12 protein-coding genes are annotated in these 21,801 nt (G+C 75.1%); 2 read left to right on the forward strand and 10 right to left on the reverse strand.

Annotation, left to right across the window (positions count from 1 at the left end; genetic code table 11):
- Positions 1 to 18 precede the first annotated feature (18 nt).
- Genes ABT238_RS15505 through ABT238_RS15540 form a run of 8 tightly spaced genes read right to left on the reverse strand, consistent with a single transcriptional unit; the run spans position 19 to position 15,753 of the window.
- On the reverse strand, positions 19 to 1,605 hold the full coding sequence (locus ABT238_RS15505) for an amino acid adenylation domain-containing protein (RefSeq protein WP_350758149.1): 1,587 nt from the start codon (positions 1,603 to 1,605) through the stop codon (positions 19 to 21).
- Positions 1,602 to 4,496, reverse strand: a complete 2,895-nt coding sequence (locus tag ABT238_RS15510; protein ID WP_350758153.1) for a type I polyketide synthase — start codon at positions 4,494 to 4,496, stop codon at positions 1,602 to 1,604. The genes ABT238_RS15505 and ABT238_RS15510 overlap by 4 nt, the downstream gene beginning before the upstream one ends.
- On the reverse strand, positions 4,493 to 7,879 hold the full coding sequence (locus ABT238_RS15515; RefSeq protein ID WP_350758155.1) for a non-ribosomal peptide synthetase: 3,387 nt from the start codon (positions 7,877 to 7,879) through the stop codon (positions 4,493 to 4,495). The genes ABT238_RS15510 and ABT238_RS15515 overlap by 4 nt, the downstream gene beginning before the upstream one ends.
- A complete protein-coding gene (locus tag ABT238_RS15520; RefSeq protein WP_350758165.1) occupies positions 7,876 to 8,145 on the reverse strand; it encodes a phosphopantetheine-binding protein in 270 nt (89 codons plus the stop codon). The genes ABT238_RS15515 and ABT238_RS15520 overlap by 4 nt, the downstream gene beginning before the upstream one ends.
- Positions 8,145 to 10,439 (reverse strand): beta-ketoacyl synthase N-terminal-like domain-containing protein, encoded by a 2,295-nt coding sequence (locus ABT238_RS15525; protein ID WP_350570203.1) that lies wholly within the window; start codon positions 10,437 to 10,439, stop codon positions 8,145 to 8,147. The genes ABT238_RS15520 and ABT238_RS15525 overlap by 1 nt, the downstream gene beginning before the upstream one ends.
- Entirely contained in the window at positions 10,432 to 13,617 is a 3,186-nt protein-coding gene (locus ABT238_RS15530; RefSeq protein WP_350758177.1) for a non-ribosomal peptide synthetase, read from the reverse strand. Before ABT238_RS15530 ends, ABT238_RS15525 begins: the two co-directional genes overlap by 8 nt.
- Positions 13,614 to 14,888, reverse strand: coding sequence for an MFS transporter (locus ABT238_RS15535; protein ID WP_350570207.1), 1,275 nt, complete (start codon positions 14,886 to 14,888; stop codon positions 13,614 to 13,616). Before ABT238_RS15535 ends, ABT238_RS15530 begins: the two co-directional genes overlap by 4 nt.
- Position 14,889: 1 nt before the next feature.
- Positions 14,890 to 15,753: an aminoglycoside phosphotransferase family protein gene (locus ABT238_RS15540; protein ID WP_350570209.1), complete on the reverse strand. Its 864-nt coding sequence runs from the start codon at positions 15,751 to 15,753 to the stop codon at positions 14,890 to 14,892.
- Positions 15,754 to 16,020: 267 nt separating this feature from the next.
- On the opposite strand from ABT238_RS15540, the gene ABT238_RS15545 reads away from it, so the two are divergent.
- Together ABT238_RS15545 and ABT238_RS15550 are read left to right on the forward strand one after the other, a co-directional pair.
- Complete coding sequence (locus ABT238_RS15545; protein WP_350570211.1) at positions 16,021 to 17,826, forward strand: AfsR/SARP family transcriptional regulator; 1,806 nt, start codon at positions 16,021 to 16,023, stop codon at positions 17,824 to 17,826.
- Positions 17,827 to 17,898: 72 nt separating this feature from the next.
- A complete protein-coding gene (locus ABT238_RS15550; RefSeq protein ID WP_350570212.1) occupies positions 17,899 to 18,102 on the forward strand; it encodes a hypothetical protein in 204 nt (67 codons plus the stop codon).
- Positions 18,103 to 18,181: 79 nt separating this feature from the next.
- On the opposite strand, the gene ABT238_RS15555 is transcribed toward ABT238_RS15550, so the two are convergent.
- Together ABT238_RS15555 and ABT238_RS15560 are read right to left on the reverse strand one after the other, a co-directional pair.
- Positions 18,182 to 20,173: an RICIN domain-containing protein gene (locus ABT238_RS15555; RefSeq protein WP_350570213.1), complete on the reverse strand. Its 1,992-nt coding sequence runs from the start codon at positions 20,171 to 20,173 to the stop codon at positions 18,182 to 18,184.
- Positions 20,174 to 20,427: 254 nt separating this feature from the next.
- The gene (locus tag ABT238_RS15560) at positions 20,428 to 21,345 is read right to left on the reverse strand and encodes a TIGR03619 family F420-dependent LLM class oxidoreductase (RefSeq protein WP_350758209.1); all 918 of its coding nucleotides are present in this window, start codon (positions 21,343 to 21,345) and stop codon (positions 20,428 to 20,430) included.
- Positions 21,346 to 21,801: the final 456 nt, after the last annotated feature.

Raw genomic sequence — 21,801 nt, forward strand, 5'->3', positions numbered from 1 at the left:
GCCGGGGTCCCGCCGTGTCTACCGGGCGCGGCGGCGGCGGGGTGGTGGGGGGTGGGCGGAACGGTCGGCCTTGCCGTGGGCGGTGGTGGGGATCTCGGCGAGCGGGACGACGCGGGCGGGCACCATGTGCTCGGGCAGGTGGTCGGCGAGGTGGCCGCGCAGGCTGGCCTCGTCGAGCTTGTCGGGCGCGCCGTCGGCGGGGACGGCGTAGGCGATCAGGGTCCGGCCGTCGCGCAGGACCGCGACGGCGTTGCGGACCCGGGGGTGGCGGCGCAGGGTGGCCTCGATCTCGCCGAGCTCGACGCGCTGGCCGCGGATCTTGACCTGGGTGTCGATCCGGCCGAGGTAGTCGAGGTGGCCGCCGGGCGACCAGCGGGCGAGGTCCCCGGTGCGGTAGACCCGCTCGGTGCGGCCGGCGATCGTCAGTTCGACGAAGCGCTCGGTGGTGAGGTCCGGGCGGCCCGCGTAGCCGCGGGCGAGCGAGGGACCGGCGAGCAGGAGTTCACCGGGGACGCCGACGGGGGCGAGGCCGCCGGACTCGTCGACGACGTAGGCGCGGACGTTGGAGAGCGGGCGGCCGATCGGCACCAGGTCCCCGTCCTCGTGCGGGCGGCAGTGCCAGCCGGTGACGTCGACGGTGGCCTCGGCCGGTCCGTACATGTTGTGCACGGCGGCCTTCGGCAGGGCGGCGGTCAGGGTGTTGGCGAGCTGGGGCGGAAGGGCCTCGCCGCCGCACAGCACCGTGTGGAGGGTGGTGCAGCGCTCTGCCCCCGGCTCGGTGACGAACAGCGCGAGCATCGACGGCACGAAGTGGACCATGGTGACCCCGTGCCGCCGGATCAGCTCGACCAGGGCCTGCGGGTCGCGGTGGGCGTCCGGTGGCGCGACCGCCAGGCTGCCGCCCGCCAGGAAGGCGAGCAGGAGTTCCCAGATGGAGACGTCGAAGGTGTACGGGGTCTTCTGCAGGAGGACGTCGGCGGGCCCTAGCCGGTGCCGGTCGAGCATCCCGGCGAGCCGGTTGGCGAGGGCGGCGTGGGTCAGTTCGACGCCCTTGGGCTCGCCGGTGGAGCCGGAGGTGAAGATGACGCAGCACAGGCCGTCGACGACGGCGGGCTCCGCGCGGTAGTGCCGCCAGTCGAGCGGGACCGGTGCGGTGGCGGCCGGTGCGCCGGTGAGCGGGAGGACCGGGACCGGGTGCCCGTCCGGCAGCGGCGGCGCGTCGGCGTCGGTGAGCAGCAGGGCCGCCCGGGTGGAGTCCAGCATGGCGCGGAGCCGGACCGGCGGGTGCCGCGGGTCCAGCGGGACGTACGCGGCGCCGGCGAGCAGGATGCCGAGGACGGCGGTGACCAGCGCGGGGCCGCGGCGGGCGGACAGGCCGACCACCGCGCCGGGGCCGATGCCCCGGGCGGTGAGGCGGTCGGCCAGCGCGGCGGCGTCGTCGAGGAGCCGGCGGTAGGTGAGGGTGTCGTCCCCGTACCGCAGGGCGATCGCGTCGGGTGTCCGGGCGGCCTGACGGCAGATCGTCTCGTGGACGGGGGTGCGCGGGGCGGGGGTCGGGTCGGGGTTGAAGCCGAGCAGGGTCGGCAGGTCGGCGCGCCCGCTCATCCGGCCACCGCCTGGTCGGCCACCGCCTGGTCGGCGATCGCGCGCGGGGTCGGGGACTCGGCGAGGGCGGCGATGTCGATCGGGGCGTCGAGTGCGCGCTGGACCTGGGAGATCATCCGGATGAAGAGCAGGGACTCGCCGCCGAGGGCGAAGAAGTCGGAGTCGGCGCCGATGTCGGGGACGCCCAGCAGGGTCCGCCAGATGGCGAGGACCCGTCCGAGCGGCGTGTCCGCGGCACCGTCCGCGGCGCCGTCCGCGTCCGCGACGGCGTCGGCGACCTGGACGGCGGCGGGGACGGCGGGTGCGGTGGCGTCGAGCCAGTGCCGGGTGGCGGCGAAGGGGTGGGTGGGCAGGACGGTCCGGGCGGCGGGGGCGCCGGCCCGGACGGCGGGCCAGTCCAGCTCGACGCCGTGCGCCCAGAGCTGTCCGAGGCCGCCCAGCAGGTCGGCGCGCCGGGGTTGCAGGGCGACCATGGCGGCGTGCCGGGCGGCGGGGATCTGCCGGGCGCTGCCGATCAGTCCGCTGCCGGGGCCGACCTCGACCAGGACCAGCCGGGAGCGGTCCGCGACGGCCTCCACCGCGTCCTGGTAGCGGACCGGACGGCGCAGCTGCTCGGCCCAGTAGCCGGCCGGGCGGACGCCGCCCGCGGGCAGCAGGCTGCCGTCGACGCTGCTGACCACCGGGACGGTGACGGGGCGGGCCGGGACGCCCGCGGCCGCGGCGCCGAGGGCGGAGGCGGCGTCGGCCATCATCCGGGAGTGGAAGGCGCGCCGGGCGGGCAGTGGCCGGTGCTGCACGCCCTCGGCCCGGAGCCGTTCGCGCCGCCGGTCGCCCGGCGCGGCCGGGCCGGAGACCACCACGACCTCGGGGGCGTTGAGCGAGGCCACGTCCAGGTCGCCGAGGTCCGCGAGGAGACGGCGGACCTCGGGTTCGGCGGCGAGGACGACGACCATCCGGCCCTCGGGGGCGCGCTGCATCAGCGCCCCGCGTTCGACCACCAGCCGCAGCATCTCGTCGGGGGTGAGTTCCCCGGCGAGCGCGGCGGCGGCGAACTCGCCGACCGAGTGGCCGATCAGCGCGGCGGGCTTCACCCCGAGGGACAGCAGCAGCCGGCCGAGCGCGTACTCGTGCAGGACCAGTGCGGGCTGGGTGAGGTCCGTGCGGTGGACCAGCCCGTGCGGGTCGTCGCCGAGCAGCAGTTCGCGCAGGTCGACGCCGAGGAGGGCGTGGACGTGGTCGGCGCCCCGGTCGAGGTCGGCGGCGAATCCCGGGAAGCGGTGGTACGGCCAGGCGGCCATGCCGGGGGCCTCGGCGCCCTGCCCGGGGAAGAGCAGGACCACCTCGGGCCGGCGCAGCGCGGTGCGGTGGGGAGCGCGGGTCAGCGCGTGCGCGGCCGCGGCCGGGTCCCCGGCGACCACGGCGAGGCGGTGCGGGAAGTGCCGGCGGTGTTCGCGGGTGGTGGTGGCGGCGTCGCGCAGCGGCAGGCCGGGCCGCTCGGCCAGGTGGGCGGCGAGCCGTTCGGCGGCGGTTCGCAGGGCGTCCTCGGTGCGGGCGGAGACCACCAGCAGCTCGGGGCCCTCGGCCGGCGGCGCCGGTTCGGCGGGCGGCGCCTCGGTGAGGACGAGGTGGACGTTGGTGCCGCCGATGCCGAAGGAGCTGACGGCGGCGCGGCGGGGCTGCCCGGGTGGGGCGGGCCAGTCGCGGGCGACCGTGTCCACGGTGAACGGGCCTGCCGGGTCCAGCAGTTCCTCACGCGGCCGGGTCACTCCGGCGAGCGGCGGGAGCCGCCGGGCGCGCAGCGCGAGCACGGCCTTGATCAGCCCGGCCACACCGGCGGCGGCGGACAGGTGACCGATGTTCGCCTTGACCGAGCCGAGCGAGCAGTGGGCTTCGCCGGGTTTGAACACCTCGTGCAGCGCCGCGAGTTCGATCGCGTCGCCGACCTCGGTGGCGGTGCCGTGCGCCTCCAGGTAGCCGACGGTCGCCGGGTCGACGCCGGCCGCGGCGTAGGCGCGGGTCAGCACGTCGACCTGGCCGGCCACGCCCGGCGCGGTGTAGCCGACCTTGGCGGCGCCGTCGTTGTTGATCGCGGAGCCGGAGATCAGGGCGTGGATCAGGTCGCCGTCACGGCGGGCGTCCTCGGCGCGTTTGAGCGCGACCACGCCGACGCCGCTGCCGGGCACGGTCCCGTTGGCGGTGGCGTCGAAGGGCCGGCAGGTCCCGTCCGGCGACATGATGCCCTTGGGCTCGTACTGGTAGCCGGACTCCTGGGGCAGGGCGAGGTAGGCGCCGCCGGCCAGGGCCACGTCGCAGTCGCCGGTGCGCAGGCTCTGGCAGGCCAGGTGGACGGCGGTCAGCGAGGTGGAACAGGCGCTCTGGACGGTGATCGCCGGGCCGCCGAGGCCCAGCCGGTACGCGATCCTGGTCGCCAGGTGGTCCTTCTCGTTGGTGAGGACCACGGAGAGCAGCCCGTCCGCCTCCAGCACGGCCGGGTCGGCCAGCACGTGCTGCTGGAGGTAGTAGTTGAAGCCGGCGCCGGCGAACACGCCGACCCGGCCGGGCGGAGCGTCGGTGAGCAGGCCGCCGGACTCCAGGGCCTCCCAGGCGGCCTGCAGCAGCAGCCGGTGCTGCGGGTCCATCAGGTCCGCCTCGCGGGGAGGGATGCCGAAGAAGGCGGCGTCGAACAGCTCCGGGTCGGCGACGGTGCCGCGCACCGGGACGTAGCCGGGGTCGTCCAGCCGCGCGGCGGGGACGCCGGCCGCGAGCAGCTCGGCGCGGCCGAGCCGGCTGACGGTGATCCGGCCGGCCACCAGGTTCGACCAGTAGGCGTCCAGGTCGGCGGCGCCGGGGAACCGGCCGGCCATGCCGACGACGGCGATCTCCTGGCTCATCTCGGTACTCCCGTGGTCGTCGTGCGCAGGTGTGCGGCCAGGGCCTGCACGGTGGGGAAGCGGTAGAGGTCGGTCAGCGGGATCGGGCGGCCGCCCAGCTGCTCCTGGAGCCGGCGGCGGACCAGGGCGACGCCCAGGGAGTCGCCGCCGACGTCGAAGAAGCCCTCGTCGGTGTCGAAGTCGTCGGTGCCGAGGACTCCGGCCCAGATCTCCGAGATCAGCTCCTCCAGGTCGGCGGCGGGCGCGGACGGGGAGGCGGTGGCGGGGGAGGGGGCCGGGGCGGAGGGTGCGGTCAGGGCGCCGAGGGCGCGCAGGTCGACCTTGCCGTTGCGGTCCAGCGGGAAGGCGTCGAGGGCGAGCCAGCGCTGCGGGCGCTCGTACGGGGCGAGCCCGGGTTCGACGGCGGTGCGGATCCCGGCGAGCAGGTCGGCGGGTGCCTTGACGGCCGCGCACAGCCGCTCGGCCGCCACGAACACCACGGCGTCCAGGACGCCGGGCTGCTCGCGGATCCGGCGTTCCACGTCGACCGGTTCGATCCGGTGGCCGGCGATCTTCACCTGGCGGTCGGCGCGGCCGAGGAAGCGCAGCCGTCCGTCGGCGCCCCAGCGGACCAGGTCACCGGTGCGGTACTCGCGCTCGCCGGAGCCTTCGGTGAACGCCGCGGCGGTGCGCTCCGGATCGCCGAGGTAGCCGTCGGCGAGGCCGGCGCCGGTGGTGCGCAGTTCGCCGACGGCGCCGGGCGGCACGAGGCGGCCGGTCTCGTCGGTGATCCGTACGCCGGTGCCGTGCACCGGGGTGCCGATCGGGAACGGGTCGGGCACCTCGTGGGCGCCGTCGGCGTGGCAGACGGTGGTGAAGGTGGTGTTCTCGGTGGGGCCGTAGCCGTTGGTGACGCGCAGCCGGCCGCACTGGCGCAGCACCCGGCGGACGTGGTCGGGCGAGACGACGCCGCCGCCGGTGAACAGCTGGCGCAGGCCCGCGAACGCCTCCGGCCGGTGGTCGGCGACCAGGTGGAACAGGCCGGAGGTGAGCCAGGCGTGGGTGACGCGGCCGGTGGGGAGGAAGGCGGCCAGGCCGCCGGGGGTGGGCTCCTCGGGCGGGTGGACGACCACCGTGCCGCCGGCGGCGAGCGGCACCAGCAGCTCCAGGGTGGAGGCGTCGAACGCCAGCGGGGAGAGCCGCAGCATCCGCGCTCCGGCCGGGCCGGCGAACAACCGCCCGTCGTCGGCCAGCCGCAGCACCGCCCGGTGCGGGACCACGATGCCCTTGGGCTCGCCGGTGGTGCCGGAGGTGAAGGAGACGTACGCGGTCGCGCCGGGCCCGGCCGGTACCGCGGTCCGGACGGGGGAGGGCCCGGTGCCAGCCGTGAGGTCGGGCACCGGGCACCGGGGGACGGCGGCGAGGGCCGGGTCGTCCGCGGCGCCGCCGATGCGGGCGGCCGGGGCGACGGCCTCGGCGATGCGGGTGCGGCGCTCGGCGGGGACGCCGGGGTCGACGGCGACGTAGCCGGCGGGCAGGCTGAGGACACCGAGCACGGCGACGGCCTCGGCGGCCGAACGGGGCACCTCCAGCACCACCCGGTCGCCGGGGCGGACCCCGAGGGCGCGCAGCCGCTCGGCCTGGGCGAGGGCGCGGGAGTGCAGTTGACGGTACGTCAGAACGGTTCCGGTGTACGGGTCGTCGACGGCGACGGCGTCGGGCTGCCGCTCGGCCTGCCGCTCGAACCGGCTCCACAGGTCGTCGCCGCCGGTGAACTCGTCACCCAGGCCGAGCTGTCGGAGCCTGAGCCGCTGTCCGGCCGAGAGCCCGGTGACCTCGCCGAGCGGGGCGGCGGGCCGGGCGGCGAGTTCGGCGAGAACGGTCCGGAAGGACTCGGTGAGCTCGCCGATGTCGGCCGCGTCCTGCGCCGAACTCGCGTACTCCACGGCCAGCCTGGGCCGCCGCGACCAGTCCTGGACGAACAGCAGGGCGTCGAAGACCGAGCCGTGGCAGTGGCCCTCGTGCACCCGCCATTCCCCCGTCGCGGTGCCGAAGCGGTCCGGGACCAGGTCGTGGTGGGCGGCGAAGCCGAGCTGGGCGACCGGGTTCCGGGCCGCGTCGACCTCCCCGGCGAGCGCGTCGACCACCCGGGCGAAGGGCAGGTCGGCGTCGCTGACGGCCTCGGCGAGCGCGGCCGCGGTGGCGCTCACGTAGGCGGCGGCCGTCTGCCCGTCGTCGATCCGGCAGCGGACCGGGACGATCCGGGTGCACAGGCCGACGACGTCGGCCATGCCGGCCTCGAACCGGCCCGAGGCGGCCACGCCGAGCAGCAGGTCCGAGGTGCGGGCGCGCCGGGCGGCGGCCAGGGCCCAGGCGGCGAGCAGGACGGAGGTGACGGTGGTCCGGGCCTGCCGGGCGAGCCCCTCCACGGCCTCGCCGACGGCGGGCTCCAGCTCGAACACCAGCCGTTCGCCGCGCCCGTCGGCCTCCTCCGCGCGGGGGCGGTCGGTGGGCAGGGTGGCGACCAGCGGGGCGCCGGCCAGCCGGGCGGTCACCCGGCCGGTGGCGGCGGCGAGTTCCCCGGCGGCGTCCTTGGCGGCGAGCCGGGTGGCGGTCCACTCGGGGGAGGGCGCGGCGGCGGGCAGCGCGGCGGGCCCGTCCTCGTAGAGGCGGGCGAACTCGCGCCACAGCACGCCGATGCTCCAGCCGTCGGCCAGCGCGTGGTGCACCAGCACGGTGAGCAGGGTCCGTTCGCCCGCGTCGGTGCGGACGAACACCACCGGCGGCTCCTCGAAGGGGCGCAGCAGCTCCGCGGCGCGCCGCCCGTACAGCTCGTGGACGGCCCGGACCGGGTCCGTGCCGGCGGGCAGGCGCTGGTGCAGCAGCCGCGGGGTGCTCCCGGGAGGCAGCACGGTCCGGCGGGCGCCCTGGCCGTGCTCGCCGAACAGGGTGCGCAGCGACTCGTGCCGGGCGGTGAGCGCGCGCAGGGCGGCCTCGGTGCGGGCGGGATCCAGCCCGCCCGGCGGCTGCAGCGTGAACATCAGGTGGTACGACTGGTCGCGGCCGGCCAGATGGGCGGCCAGCATGGCCTTCTGACCGGGCAGCAGCTCCCGGTCGAGTGCCTCGGCGGACACCTCGCGCGGCGCGGGCTCGGTGCGGACGTAGTCCCGCGCCCCGGCCAGGGCCTCGGCCAGCGGGAGCGCGCCGAGCAGCCGGGCGACCTCGACGTCCTTGGCCAGTTCGCGCTGGCCGCCCGCGGTGAGCGCGATCGCCTGCAGCGAGGTGCCGCCCAGCGCGGTGAAGGACTCCCGCGGGGCGCGGGCCCCGACCTCCCCGGCCGCGAGGCCGAGGAGGTCGGAGACCAGCGGGGTCCACTCGGCGAGCGGGCCGGCGGGCAGGGTCATGCCCGGCCGCCCTGGGCGACCCGGTCCGGCCCGGTCTTCGCGGCGACGGCCAGCAGGTCGCCGTAGCGCGGGTTCTCCAGGACGTGGTTGAGCTCGACGGCGAGGCCGAGCTCCTGGCGGACCAGGGTGGACAGCCGAAGGGCGCTGAGCGAGTGCCCGCCGAGGTCGAAGAAGTCGTCGTCCTGGTCGACGGTGTCCACGCCCAGGACCTCCATCCAGACCTGTTCGAACTCCGCGGCCCATGCCATGTCCAGGTGCTCACTCATCACAGGTGCCTCTCCTTGGCCGTGGGGGGAATGTCGAGGTAGTGGCGGGTCGGGGCGAAGGGGTAGCCGGGGGCGGGGACCCGGCGCAGGCCCTCGTCGAGCGCGGGGTCCCAGGGGCCGCCGATGCCCATCTCCCAGAGCAGGCCGACCGAGGCGAGCAGCCGGTCGTAGCCGTTGGACAGCGGCGGTGCCTCGACGTCGACGTGCGGCAGCACCTGGGTGGAGATCTCCAGCCACGCGGCCGGGTCCGGTCCGGCGGCGGGCGGCGCGAAGCTCCGGTCGTGCTCCTCGTGCAGCCGGGCCGCCCAGTAGCCGGGGTCGGTGGCCTGCGCGGTACTGACCGGGGTGCCGTCCGGGGCGTACAGCGGGACGTCCGGCTCGGCGCAGCGCAGGCCGTCGGCGGGCCGGCCGAGGGTCAGGCCGATCGCGTCGCCGAAGCCCAGCACCCCCGCGGCGCAGGCCGCGGCGAGGGCGCCGACGCCCTGGCCGACCAGGGCGGACGGGCGTACGCCGCGCCGCCGGAGCGCGTCGATCCAGGCCTGGGCGAGGGCGAAGCGGCCGGCCAGCTCCCGGGTCTCCAGGTCCGGTTCGCCGCCCGCGGTGCGCAGTTCGGCGTAGCCCCGGTCGACGAGCTGCCGGAAGTGCGGGTCCAGGTTGTACGTGTGCGGGCTTCCGGGCAGGCGTCCGCCGCCGGTGAGGAAGTAGCCGACGCCGCGCTCGGCGTGCTGCGCGGTGGCCCGGCGGACCGGCCGCAGCGGCTTGAACTCCTCGTCGGGCGTGCGGATCAGGCAGCCGCGCCAGGGCAGCTCGGCCCGGCCGGTGCGCAGGGTGAAGCCGAGGTCGGGAAGGTCCGCGGCCGGCACGCCGGCCAGGTGCGCGTTCACCCGGGCGAGGCTCTGGGTGGCGGCCTCCTCGGTCTTGGCGGAGACCAGCAGCAGCTCGCTGCCCTCCCGGCGCTTGCGCCCGGTGTCGCGGACGGGCGGCGCCTCCTCCAGCACGACGTGGGTGTTGGTGCCGCCGATGCCGAACGAGCTGACGCCGGCCCGGCGCACCCCGTCGATGGCCGGCCACTCGTGCGCCTCGGTGGGCACGTACAGCACCGACTTGTCGAGCCCCAGCGCGGGGTTGGCCTCGGTGAACCGGGCGACCGGCGGGATGGTGCGGTTCTTCAGGGCGAGGACGGTCTTGACCACGCCGACCACCCCGGCCGCGGTGTCCAGGTGGCCCATGATCGACTTGAGGGCGCCGAGTGCGACGGGCTGCCGGTCCGGGCGGTCGGTGTCGAAGACGCCGCGCAGCGCGGAGACCTCGATGGGGTCGCCCAGGACGGTGCCGGTGCCGTGCGCCTCGACCAGGCCGATGGCGTCCGGTTCGAGTCCGGCGACGGCCAGCGCGGAGCGGATCGCGGTGGCCTGGCCCTCCGGTCCGGGGGCGGTGAAGCCCGCCTTGCGGGCGCCGTCGTTGACGGCGGCGGTGCCGGCGATCACCGCGTGGACGGTGTCGTTGTCCCGGATCGCGTCCTCCAGGCGCTTGAGCACCAGGATGGCGCCGCCGTCGGCGTCCACCGTGCCCTGGGCCTGGCTGTCGAAGGTCCGGCAGCGTCCGTCGGGGGAGAAGATCCCGCCGGGCTCGTGGAAGTGGCCGCGCCGGGTGGGCGGCGCCACCGAGGCGGCGCCGGCCAGCGCGATGTCGGCCTCGTGGGTGAGCAGGCTCTGCACCGCGAGGTGGACCGCGACCAGCGAGGTGGAGCAGGCGGTCTGCACGGTGAACGCGGTGCCCTGCAGGTTGAGCTTGTAGGCGATCCGGGTGGCGGCGAAGTCCTTGTCGCTGGAGATCAGGATCTGCAGGCCGCCGGCGGACTTCACCGCGCGGGCGTTGGGCCACAGGACGTCCAGCAGGTAGACGTTCAGGCCGGTGCCGACGTGCACGGCGATCCGGTTGCCGTCCGGGGCGATCGGCGGGTAGCCGGCGTGCTCCAGGGCGCTCCAGGCGCACTCCAGCAGCACCCGCTGCTGCGGGTCCATCAGGACGCTGTCCTGCGGCGAGTAGCCGAACAGCCGGCCGTCGAAGCAGTCGTAGTCGTCCAGCACCGAGCGGGCCGGGACGAAGTCGGGGTGGTCGATCACCTCGTCCGGGTAGCCCCAGCTGCTCAGCTGCTCGCGGTCGAAGAAGCTCATCGCCTCCACGCCGTTCTCGATGTTGTGCCAGAAGCGGTCCAGGTCCCGTCCGGCGCCGGGCAGCCGGATCCCCATCCCGATGATGGCGATCCGGTCCTCTCCCAGGTCGTCAGGCATGCTCGTCCCCTCTGCTCAGTCGCCGCCGGCGGGCGAGCTGTTGGCGGCCCTGCCGGCGTTGTGCGAGCCGTTGGTCGGCGGCCGGCGCGGTCGGCGCCGGCCGGAAGTGCGCGGCGCAGGCCGCCGCCGTGCCGAAGCGGAAGAGGTCGGTCACCGAGATCTCCAGGCCGATCTCCGCCATCCGCTGCTGCACCGTGATCAGGGCGAAGCTGTGCCCGCCCACGTCGAAGAAGTTGTCGCCCGGCTCCAGGTCGGGCCGTCGCAGGACCTCGGCCCACAGCGCCCGGATCCGCTCGGTCAGCGAGTCGCCGCCGGGCCGCGCCGGGGCGGGCACGGCCGCCGGGGCGGTGCGCTCGGCGAGCAGCCGGCGGGTGTCGACCTTGCCGTTGGCGTTCAGCGGGATCCGCTCTACCGGGACGATCCGCGAGGGCACCATGTACCCGGGCAGTTCCTCGCGGACCAGGGTGCGCAGCTCGCGCTCGCCGCCGAGGCCGGGGTCGGCGACCACGAAGGCGATCAGTTCGTCGGCCTCGGCGGCGGCCACGCAGGACCGCACCCCGGGTTGGCGCAGGAACGCGGCCTCCACGTCGGCGAGTTCCACCCGGTAGCCGCGGACCTTGACCTGGTCGTCCTCCCGGCCGAGGTAGACCAGCCGGCCGTCGGGTGCCCACTTGGCGAGGTCGCCGGTGCGGTACAGGGTGCCGGGGGCGTACGGGTCGGTGCCGAAGCGCTCCGCGGTCAGCTCGGGCCTGCCGAGGTACCCGGCGGCGACCAGATCGCCGCCGACGTACAGCTCGCCGGGCACGTTGACCCCGGTCGGCCGCTTGCGGGCGTCCAGGACGTAGCAGCGGGCGGAGGGCAGCGGCACCCCGATGTCGCCCTCCCGCACCCCGCCGAGCCCGGCGGCCGGGACCTGGGCGATGGTGACGTGGATGGTGCCCTCGGTGATCCCGTACATGTTGACGAAGACCGCGGGCAGCCGCTGCGGGTCGACCAGCAGGGCCAGCCGGGACCAGCTGAGCGCCTCTCCCGCCAGTACCACGTACCGCACCGGGGAGGTGCCCCGGCCGAGCGTGTCGAAGAACGGCGGCAGCAGCCGGTACAGGGCGCCGGGAGTGAGGCTGAGCACCGTCACCCGCTCGTCGTGCACCAGCCGGGCCAGCCGCGGCGGGTCGACCAGGTCGGCCTGGTCGGCGATGACCAGGCGGGCGCCGGAGGAGAGCGCGCCCCACATCTCCCAGACCGAGACGTCGAAGGAGAAGGAGTGGGCGCCCAGCCAGCGGTCGCCGGGGCCGGTCTCCAGGCCGGCCGGGGTCGGGTCGCAGAGCGCGTTCAGGCCACGGTGACGGACCATCACGCCCTTGGGGACGCCGGTGGATCCGGAGGTGAAGATGAGGTAGGCGAGGTCGTCCGGCTCGGGCCGTGCCGCGGGCGCGGGTCCCGGGCCGTCCAGTGTGCGGGCGTCCAGCAGGGCCCGCTCCCCGGCCAGGCCGCGGGCCAGTTCGAGGGTGTCCGGTTCGACCAGCAGGGTGGCGGGCGTGGCGCCGGCCAGGATCAGTTCCAGTCGCTGCCTCGGGTACTCGGGGTCGAGCGGCACGTACACCCCGCCGGCCTTCCACACACCGAGGATCGCGGCGACCACGGCCGGCGAGCGGCCGAGCAGCAGGCCCACCCGCTCGCCCCGGGCGAGGCCGTTGGCGGCCAGCCCGGCGGCGATCCGGTCGGACCAGCCGTCCAGCTCGCCGTACGTCACCCGGGCGTCCCGGTGCACCAGCGCCACGGCGTCCGGGGTGCGGGCGGCATGGCCGCGGAACGCGTCCAGCACGGAGGGGTGCCCGGCGGGCCGCTCGGGAACCGGCGGGTTCCACCCGGCGGTGAGCCGGTGGTGCTCCTGCGGCGAGACCAGGCCGGGCTCACCGTCACCGACCACCGCCGCCAGCAGGGTGTGGTACTGCTCCAGCAGCCGCTCGGCGGTGGCCCGTTCGAACAGCTCGGTGGAGAACTCGGCGCGCAGGAACGGCGCCCCGGTCGAGACGTCCACGGTCAGCGCGAGGTCGAACTTGGCGGCCTCGATCTCCACGTCCACCTCGGCGGTCCGCAACCCGGCGAACTCCGGCACGGTGAAGGTGAAGTTCTGCACCGTCAGCATGGTCTGGAACAGCGGGGCGTGGCTGAGCTGCCGCTCCTCCCCGACGGCCTGCACGATCTGCTCGAACGGCACGTCCTGGTGGCCGAGCGCGGTCAGCGCGGTGCGCCAGGTGCGGGTGGTCAGCTCGGCGAAGTCCGGGTCGCCGGACAGGTCGACCCGGATCGGCAGGGTGTTGACCAGGCAGCCGACCAGCCGCTCCTCGGCCTCGTCCAGCCGGTTGGCCACCGGAACGCCGATCACCACCTCCTGCTGGCGGGTGTAGCCGGCCAGCAGCTTGGCGTACGCGGTGAGCGCCACACCGAACAGGGTGGTGCCGCGCTCCTTCGCCCAGGCGGTGAGCCGGGCGACCAGATCCGGGTCGAGCGGCCGGCGCAGCACCGCGCCGGCGAAGCTCAGCACGCTCGGCCGGGGGTGATCGGTGTGCAGGGTCAGCTGGGGAGCGCCGGAGAGCAGCCGGCGCCAGTTCTCCAGGCGGCGGGTGTTCTTCGACCAGAGCGCGCGCTGCGCCTCGGCGTAGTCCAGGTAGCTGGGGCCGGCCGGTGCGCCCGCGCCGGTGCCGTACTCCTCGGCCAGGTCGTCCAGCAGCAGGCCGACCGCCCAGCCGTCGCAGGCGATGTGGTGCACCAGCACCACCAGGGCGTGCTGGTCCCGGTCCCAGGAGACGAGGTGGGCGCGCAGCACCCGGCCGCCGGCCAGGTCGAACGGGCGGGCGGCCTCGGCGGCCACCAGCTCGCGCAACTGCGCGTCCTGCCCGGCGCGGTCGGCGGGGCCGCCGTCGTGCAGGGCGATCTCCGGCTCCGTGTCCTCGATCACCCGCTGGACCAGCTCGCCGTCGCGCACCGCGAATCCGGTCCGCAGGACCTCGTGCTTGGCGGCCACCCGGCGCAGCGCGCCGCTCAGCGCCGCGCGGTCGAGGCCGCCCTCCATGCGCAGCGCGAACGCCACCACGTAGGCGGGGTTGCCCGGCTGGAGTTCGTTGAGGAAGTAGAAGCGCTCCTGGGCGAAGGAGGCGCGTGCGGTGCGGGTCATACCGGTTCCTCCGTCTCCACGGGGGTGTCCCGCGCGGCGGCGAGGCCCGCCATCGCCTTGGCGCTGCGCCGGGCGGCCGGCCCGATCAGCAGTGCGGCGCCGGCCACCAGCGCGGCGATCGCCGCCCAGCCCCAGAAGCCCTGGGCGATGACCAGGCCGGAGAAGAGCACCGGGCCGGCCACGTTCTGGGTCGCCACGTGCAGGTCGAAGGCGCCCAGGTACTCGCCCTCGGCGTGTTTGGGGGCGAGGCCGAGGGCCAGGCCCCAGGCGGACGCGGACTGCATCACCTCGGCCACCGACAGGGCCAGCACGGTGGCGACGATCGCGGCCACCGCGAGCGCGGTGTGGTGCCAGACGGCGGTCAGCGACACGGCGAGGCAGCCGGCCGCGATCCACAGGCCGGCCTTGCGGCCGGTGGCGGCGGCGCCGGTCAGCGTCTCGGCGCCCTTGCTGGCCCGGACCTGGAAGAGGATCACGAACCCGGTGTTGATCACCAGCAGCAGCGGGACCAGGAAGGGCCGCACCTCGGTCCGGTTGATCGTCCACAGCGGCAGGACCACCATGAGCAGGCTGATGTGCGAGGCGAGCAGCGCGGAGAGACCGACGACGCTCAGGTAGCGCAGGTCGCGGATCGCGCCGAACGGGCGGGGGCGGCGGGCGGCGGGGCTGGGCGCGCCGGCCGGCAGCCGGGTCGCCAGGGCGGCCGCGGAGCCGAGCAGCACCGCCGAGCCGACCGGGATCAGCACCAGCAGTCGCGAGCTGAGCGCGGCGAGCGCCGCGATCCCGATGCCGACGCTGAAGCCGATGTTGAACATCGACCGCATCATGGCGTTCAGCCGGACCCGCTCCCCGTCGGGGACGAGGGTGGCGACCATGGCGCTCTCGGTGGGGCCGGTGCCGTAGTCGAGGAAGGCGATCAGGACCACCAGGACGTAGAACCCCGCCGCGTCGGAGACCACCGAGTACAGGCCGAACCCGAGCGCGACCGCCGCGAACAGCGCGCACAGCAGGGTCCGTTTGGGCATCCGGTCAGCGATCATGCCGAACAGGACCGAGGAGACCAGCCCCGCGAAGCCCGCGGCGGACAGGCCGATGCCGACCTGGCCGGCGGAGAGCCCGACGTGCAGGGTGAAGTAGACGACGCTGCCGCTGATGAAGACGCCCTTGCCGGTGGCTCCGGCGAAGCGGATGGCCAGCAGGCGGCGGCGCAGCGGGTCGGCGGGGATCAGCCGGGCGAGCCGGCCGGCGGGCACCGTGTCGTTGCCGCTCACGTCAGTACTCACCGCGCCCGAACGCGAGCAGCTCGGAGGCCCGCTCGGGGCTGGGGGAGCGGGACGCGCCGAGCGGGGCCATCGCCCGGCACCAGGCGTCCAGCCGGTCGACGTCCAGCCCCGCCTCGCGGGCGAGTTCGTCGCGCCGCCACACCATGGTGGCCCGGTCCCGGCCCTCCAGGACGTAGTCGGCGGCGTCGAAGCAGCGCTCGCCGGCGCAGGCGATCGGGCTGCGGGCGACCAGGCCCCGGGTGTCGCTGGCCAGGACGTTGCCCAGGTGCAGGTCACCGTGGAGCAGCACCCGGTCGGCCGGGTCGGCGAGCAGTTCGGCGCAGATCCGGCGGGAGGCGGTGCAGTCCAGGCCGCCGCGCTCGGTCCAGCCGTACATCAGCTCCAGCCAGTCGGTGATCCGGCGCGGCGAGGCGTCCGGGTCACCGGCCTCGTGCAGCTCGGTGAGGAAGCGGGCGTAGTCGGCCGGTGCGGGCTGTTCGGGCAGGTCCTCCACCGGAGTCCCGGGGTGCACGGCCTCCAGCAGGGCGGCGCCGCGGGCGGTGGCGAGCACCTCCGGCACCCGCCCGCTGGGCGCGAACTGATGGAGCATCGCGACCTCCTCGGCCAGCGCGTAGGAGTCGGCGGCGAGCTTCAGGCTCGCCGCGCCGCGCGGTCCGGTGCAGGCCAGCACCACGGAGGAGACCCCCGAGGTGAAGTCGGTCTCGACATCGGCGCCGATCTCCAGCTCCCACTCCCGGGCCAGGGTCGCCACCTGGCCGGGCAGGGCGCCCAGCCAGCGGTGGTTGACCCTGCCGGTGCGGGCGTAGTCGGCGATCGCCTGGAATCTCGCGGTTATCTCTTCCAGATCAAGCAACGGGGATCATCACCAATCGGCAAGCGGCGGACGATCTTTGACGCGATCAACGCCGACAGCCTGGCGGAGACCCGTTCAAGCCGGATGGAAGCCGCGTGCAAGTTCCGTTCAAAAGAGGCTCCTGATGCGTCGGTTCTTGACGGGAAGTGTTCAAGATGGCTTCAATCTCAGTCATAACCGTGCAGTTTCTGGGGAGATATGGTGGCTGGAGCGATCTGGTTCGGCCTCCTGGGGCCTCTTGAGATACGCGTCGCGGGAGCCGCGGTCATGGTGCCGTCGCGGGTCCGGATCCTGTTGGCGAGCCTGCTGTGCCGCCCCAACCAGACGGTGGGCGTGACCGAACTGGCCGACGCGGTCTGGAGCAACCAGCCACCGCGCGCCGCCACCACCACCCTGCGCAGCCACGTACTGCGGCTGCGCCGGCTGCTGGGGGAGGCGGCCGAGCGGGTCGAGACCACCGGATCCGGCTACCGGATCGGGGTGGACCCGCAGACCGAGCTGGACGCCACCATCTTCACCGCGCAGAGCGAATCCGCCCGCGGCGCCGCCCGGAGCGAGGACTGGCAGACCGTCTCCCGCTCGGCCACCGCCGCCCTGGAACTGTGGCGCGGAGCGCCGCTGTCCGACGTACCCTCGGATCCGCTGCACCGGGACGAGGTGCCGGGCTGGCTGGAGGCCCGCGTCGAGCTCACTGAACTCGCCGCCTGCGCCGACCTGCGGCTCGGCCGCACCGCCGAGGCGATCCGGGTCCTGCGGCGGCTGGCCGCCGAGGAGCCGCACCGGGAGGGCGTGCACGCGCTGCTGATCGAGGCCCTGGCGGCCGCCGGGCGGCGCGCCGAGGCACTCGAGGTCTACCGCCGGATGCGCGCGGCACTCGCCGCCGATCTCGGCATCGAACCCGGTCCGCAGATCGCCGCCGTGCACCAGCGGGTGCTCGGGTCGGGCGGCGCCACGCCCCCTCCGGGCGCCCGCCGGGCGCCCGCCCCCGCCGCGTCCGCCGAACCGACCCGCCGCTCCCCGCCCGTCCCGGTCACCGTGCTCCGCCAACTCCCCGCCGACCTGGCCACCTTCACCGGGCGGAGCGCCGAACTCGCCGCGCTGCTGGACGCGGCCACCGGGCCGGCCGGGTCCCCCGCCACCGTCCAGGTCACCGCGATCGAGGGGATGGCCGGCGTCGGCAAGACCCGGCTCGCCGTCCGCGCGGCCCACGAACTCGCCCGGGCCGGCCGGTTCAGCCAGCTCCAGCTCTACGTCAACCTGCGCGGCTTCGACCCGGACCACCGCCCGCTCGACCCGTCCGACGTGCTGGACGGGCTGCTGGGCGCCCTCGGCGTGGACGGGTCCCGCGTCCCGGCCGGGCTGGACGCCCGCGCCGCGCTGTTCCGCGACCGCCTGCACGGTCGCGAGGCGCTGCTGCTGCTCGACAACGCCGCCGACGAACCGCAGGTCCGCCCGCTGGTTCCGGCCGGGCCGGGCTGCCTGGTCCTGGTCACCAGCCGCCGCCGGCTGGCCGGCCTGGACGGCGCGAACGCCCTGCCGCTCGACCCGCTCAGCCCGCCGGAGGCCGTCGCCCTGCTGGCCGCCACCGCCGGGCCCGACCGGATCGCCGCCGCCCCGGAGGCTGCGGAGCGCATCGCCGGGCTCTGCGGCCGCCTCCCGCTCGCCCTCGCCCTCGCCGCCTCCCGGCTGCGCGCCCGCCCCGCCTGGGGCCTGTCCGACCTCGCCGAACACCTCGAACACGGCGGCATCCGGGCGATCGTGGCGGGCGACCGCTCGCTCCGCACCGCCTTCGACCTCTCCTACCAGGGCCTGCCGGAAGCGGCCCGGCGGTTCTTCCGGCTGCTCGCCGTCCACCCGGGCCGCGACTACACCGCCCGTTCCGCCGCCGACCTCGCCGCCCTCGATCCGGCCTCCGCGCGCGAGGCACTGGAGGCGCTGGTCGACGAGAACCTGCTGACCCAGGACCGGCCCGAGCACTACCGGCTGCACGACCTCCTGCACGCCTTCGCCGTCGAGACCGCCGCCGGGCACCCGGGAGCGGAGGAAACTTCCGCCGGGGTGTCCCTGAGCTGACCCGAGGCGGTCACCGACCGGGCCCTCGCCGCCCTGCTCCCGGCCCTCCCGCTCGGCCCGGTGCTCGCCCCCATGCAGCAACCGGGCATCCTCACCATGCCCCGGCCCGGCCTCGACCTCGCCCATGGCGCCCGGACCTGGACCTGGCGGGAACACGCCGGCCCCACCACCTGGACGGCCTACGCCACGACCCCTCCCCGACCCACCGACCAGGCCCTCGGCCCCGTCCCCGAAGCCCCCGCCGGCTACCTCCAGCCGGCCCCCGAACCCACCTGAGGCGGCACCGGCGCCCGCCCCGGGACGGTGGCCGGATCACGGGGATCCGGGCCGTCCGGTCCGGGGCGGGCGCCGTCCGTCAGCGGAGCTGGAGGGACCACTCCTGCTTCCAGCCGCCCTCGCAGGTCCACACGCCGAGCTGCTTGTGGTCGGAGTCGAGGGTGAGGCAGTCGTCGTCGGAGATCTGGATCCGGTACCTGCCGTTGCCGACGCCGACGAACTGCCACTTCTGGTTGGAGGTGTTGCCCCAGGCCTGCTGCTCGGCGACGTAGGTCTCGGGGTTCTCGGTGAGGTTGTAGCCGAGGTCGTTGACGATCCGGTAGCGGTCGCCGCCCAGGGGCTTGATCGTCCAGGTGGAGCCCTTGTAGCCGAGGATCCCGCCCAGCACCGGCGCGCCCCAGCTCGCGGTCTCGGTCGGGGCCGTCGCGCCGAGGCCGTTGTCGAGCTTCAGGAACAGCGGCCGCTCGGTCGGGACGGTGGTGCTGCCACCGCCGGTGCCGCCGCCCGTCGGGGGCTTCGTGGGGTCGGTCGGCTTCGTCGGGGTGCCGGGCTCGCCCGGGACGACGACGCCGCCGGAGGCGGATTCGAGCACCCACTCCTGCTGCCATCCGCGCTTGCACGTCCACACGCCGAGCTGCTTGAAGTCGGAGTCGTGGGCGAGGCAGTCGTCGTCGGAGATCCGGATCTGGTAGCGGCCGTTGCCGACCGCGTAGAGCTCCCACTTCTGCTTGGAGGAGTTGCTCCACGGCTGGAGTTCGGCCAGGTAGCCGCCGCTCTCGGTGAGCTCCAGCCCGTAGGAGCTGGTGATCCGGTAGCGGCCGCCGCCCACGGAGGTGAGCTTCCACTTGGACTCGTTGCCGCCCCGGATCCCGGGGACGACGGACGCGCCGGCCGAACCGCCGACCGGGAGGGCGCCGAGCCCGTTGTCGAGCTTGAGGGTGACGTCGGCGCCGTTGCCGGGCGTGCCCGGGTCGGTGGTCGGCGGGGTGCCGCCCCAGGCCCAGTTCTGGTTGGGCGCGTCCCGCTTGTCCTCGGAGCCGCAGGCCCAGGCGGTGACCTTGCTGCCGTTGGCGGTGCGGCCGTCGAAGTCGTCGACGCAGACGTCCCTGGAACGGTCGTCCAGGTCCGTCAGGTGCCGCAGCCCGCCGCTGGGCGACATGTGCCAGCGCTGGCCGGGGATCTCCAGGCAGTCCCAGATCTGGAGCCTGTTCCCGTTCGCGGCCCTGTTGTCCGCGAGGTCGAGGCACTTGCCGTTGGCCGCGCGGAGCTTGTAGCCGTTGTACGTCCACTTCTGGGCGTCGCCGCCGTTGCACTCCCACAGCTGCACGGGGGTGCCGTTCGCGGTGCCGTTGCCGCTGACGTCCAGGCAGGCGTGGTAGCCCGGGGCCGCGGAGTCCGGGGTCAGGCTGCCGGTCCTGCTGCCGTAGCCGGAGCGGGCGGGGAAGTGGATGGTGCGCACGTCGCCGTCGCACTTGTAGGGCCGCGCGGTGCCGGACCGGCAGGTCCACGGCTCCTTCTTGACGCTGTCGCCGTCGTTGCCGACGAACGCCCAGTTCATGTAGCCGCCGTCGCCCCGGTTGCGGAACGTCGACTCGCCCTGGAACACCCAGATCCGGAACTTGTCGTAGCCGGAGGGCTCCTTCTGCTCCTTGTCCATGAAGTGGTTGAGCTTGTAGGTGGTGTCGAGCAGCACGCCCTTCATGTCGGCCTTGTGCTCGTTCGTGAACCACTCGGTGTCGTACAGGTCGGTGCCCACCGTCTTGAACACCATGACGTTGAATCCCGGGAACTTCTCGCTCAGCTTCGACGCCGTGTTCTGGGTGAACTGCGCGTTGTCCAGCTTGTTCGCGTTGGCGGCGCTGCGCATGAGCTTGATCGTGTCGAAGGCCGAGGTGATCAGCGAGGTCATGCAGTTGCCGCCACCGGGCACGGCCGGGGTCCCACAGGTCTTGTCCACGGGCATGCCGGCGGCGGCCGGTGCGGCCTGGGCCTGCACGGCCGGTCCGGACAGCACGGCGACCGCGGCGAGCCCGCAGGCGAAGGCGCGTTTCAGGCGGGACAGCGGTTTCATCTCGGAATCGTCTTCCTTCTCGAATCGGAGACCGGTTTCGTCTCGACGGAGAAGGACGATAGATCGGGGAAATCCGCCGTCCCGTGTGCCCTGACGGCATCCATACGCCGGGGCCCGGCGTTCTGCCCTTTCGTGCACCGACCAGGCCGGACCGGCTTCTCGCGCACCGGGTGGGCACCGCGCCGGTCGTGCCGGACGGCCCTCTGACGCCGCCTCCTCCCGGCCACCCGCACCGCGGGCGGCCGGGAGGAGGGTCACCCGGCGAGGGCGGCGCGGAACTCCAGGGCGAGGGCGAGGAACTCGTCCGCGGAACGCGCGGTGTGGTGCAGGTCGAGCAGCGGCTCGGCGCCCAGCTGCCGCATCGCGTCGGCGAAGTAGTCGGCGATCTGCCCGATCGTGCCGCGCCGCGGGACCTGCTCCGCGGGTACGGGCGTGGCGGTGATCACCGGGTTGGCCCGCAGGATCAGACGCAGCGCCCGCGGGTCCCGCCCGGCGGCGCGGGCGGCGCCGTGGAGGCGATCCCGGATCCCGTGCAGCGCGGGAACCGGCAGGCCGACGCCGAGCCAGCCGTCGGCGCGCCGTCCGACCCGCTCCAGTGCGGCCGCGCTGAACCCGCCGAGCAGGACGGGCGGGCGCGGCCGCTGGACCGGGAGGGCCAGCACCGTCGACGGCGGGACGGTCCACAGCGCGCCGGTGTGCCGGACGTCCTCGCCACCCGCCCAGAGCGCCTCCAGCACGTCCAGGGTCTCCTCCAGCCGGGCCGCCTTGCCCTCCCAGGGGACGCCGACCGCCTGGTACTCGTCCTTGGACCAGCCGAGCCCGATGCCGACGTCCAGCCGGCCGCCGCTGACCCGGTCGACGCTGGTCAGGGTGCGGGCGAGCAGCGCCGGCGGCTGCCAGAGGGCGTTGAGCGTGCTGGTGCCCAGCCGCGCCCGGCGGGTGGCGCCGGCGGCCACCGTCAGCAGGGTCAGGGGGTCGAGGAAGGTGCGGAATCCGTCCGGGACCGTGCCGTCCCCGCCGGGGTAGTGGTTCTGCGGGTCGTTGGGGACCAGGATGCGGTCGCCCGTCCAGAGGTGGTCGTAGCCGGCGGCTTCGGCCTCGGCGGCGACCCGGGCGGTCAGGGCGGGGTCGGCGAAGGCGCCGTACTGGGGGAGGGCGAGTCCGATGGGCATGGGCGTGCACACCTTTCGTCGGGTTTTCCCGGGATTCCGGTGCTCGGGAAGCCGGCGGGCGGCGTCCCGGGCGCGTTCCCCGGGTGACGGCCACCACTATGGCGCGGTGCGGTCGACGAACGGTCCGCGGACGGTCGACGCGGGCGCGACGGCACCGGGCCGCCACGAACGACGTCGCCGAGGTGCTCGGGCGATCCCCGGTGGGGGTCGACCGTGTGCCCGGGAACATTCCCGGTCCGAAGTCGTGGGTCCGATGGGCTCGCGGTCGGCCGGAAAGCCGTTCGGCTTCGATGTCCGGTCGAATGTTCGAGGGTAGGGGAATTCGGGATTCCGGTCGGCTCGGGATTGCCTCGCCGAGTGACGGGAGTGACTGCGGTGAATTGGCACCGAACGAAAGTTCGTTACCGGGATGTTTCCTTCACATCGGAATCGGACGCATGAGTCCGATGTTCGGGG

Origin of the sequence: Kitasatospora sp. NPDC001527 (assembly GCF_040298605.1) — a bacterium.
Classification (GTDB): domain Bacteria; phylum Actinomycetota; class Actinomycetes; order Streptomycetales; family Streptomycetaceae; genus Kitasatospora.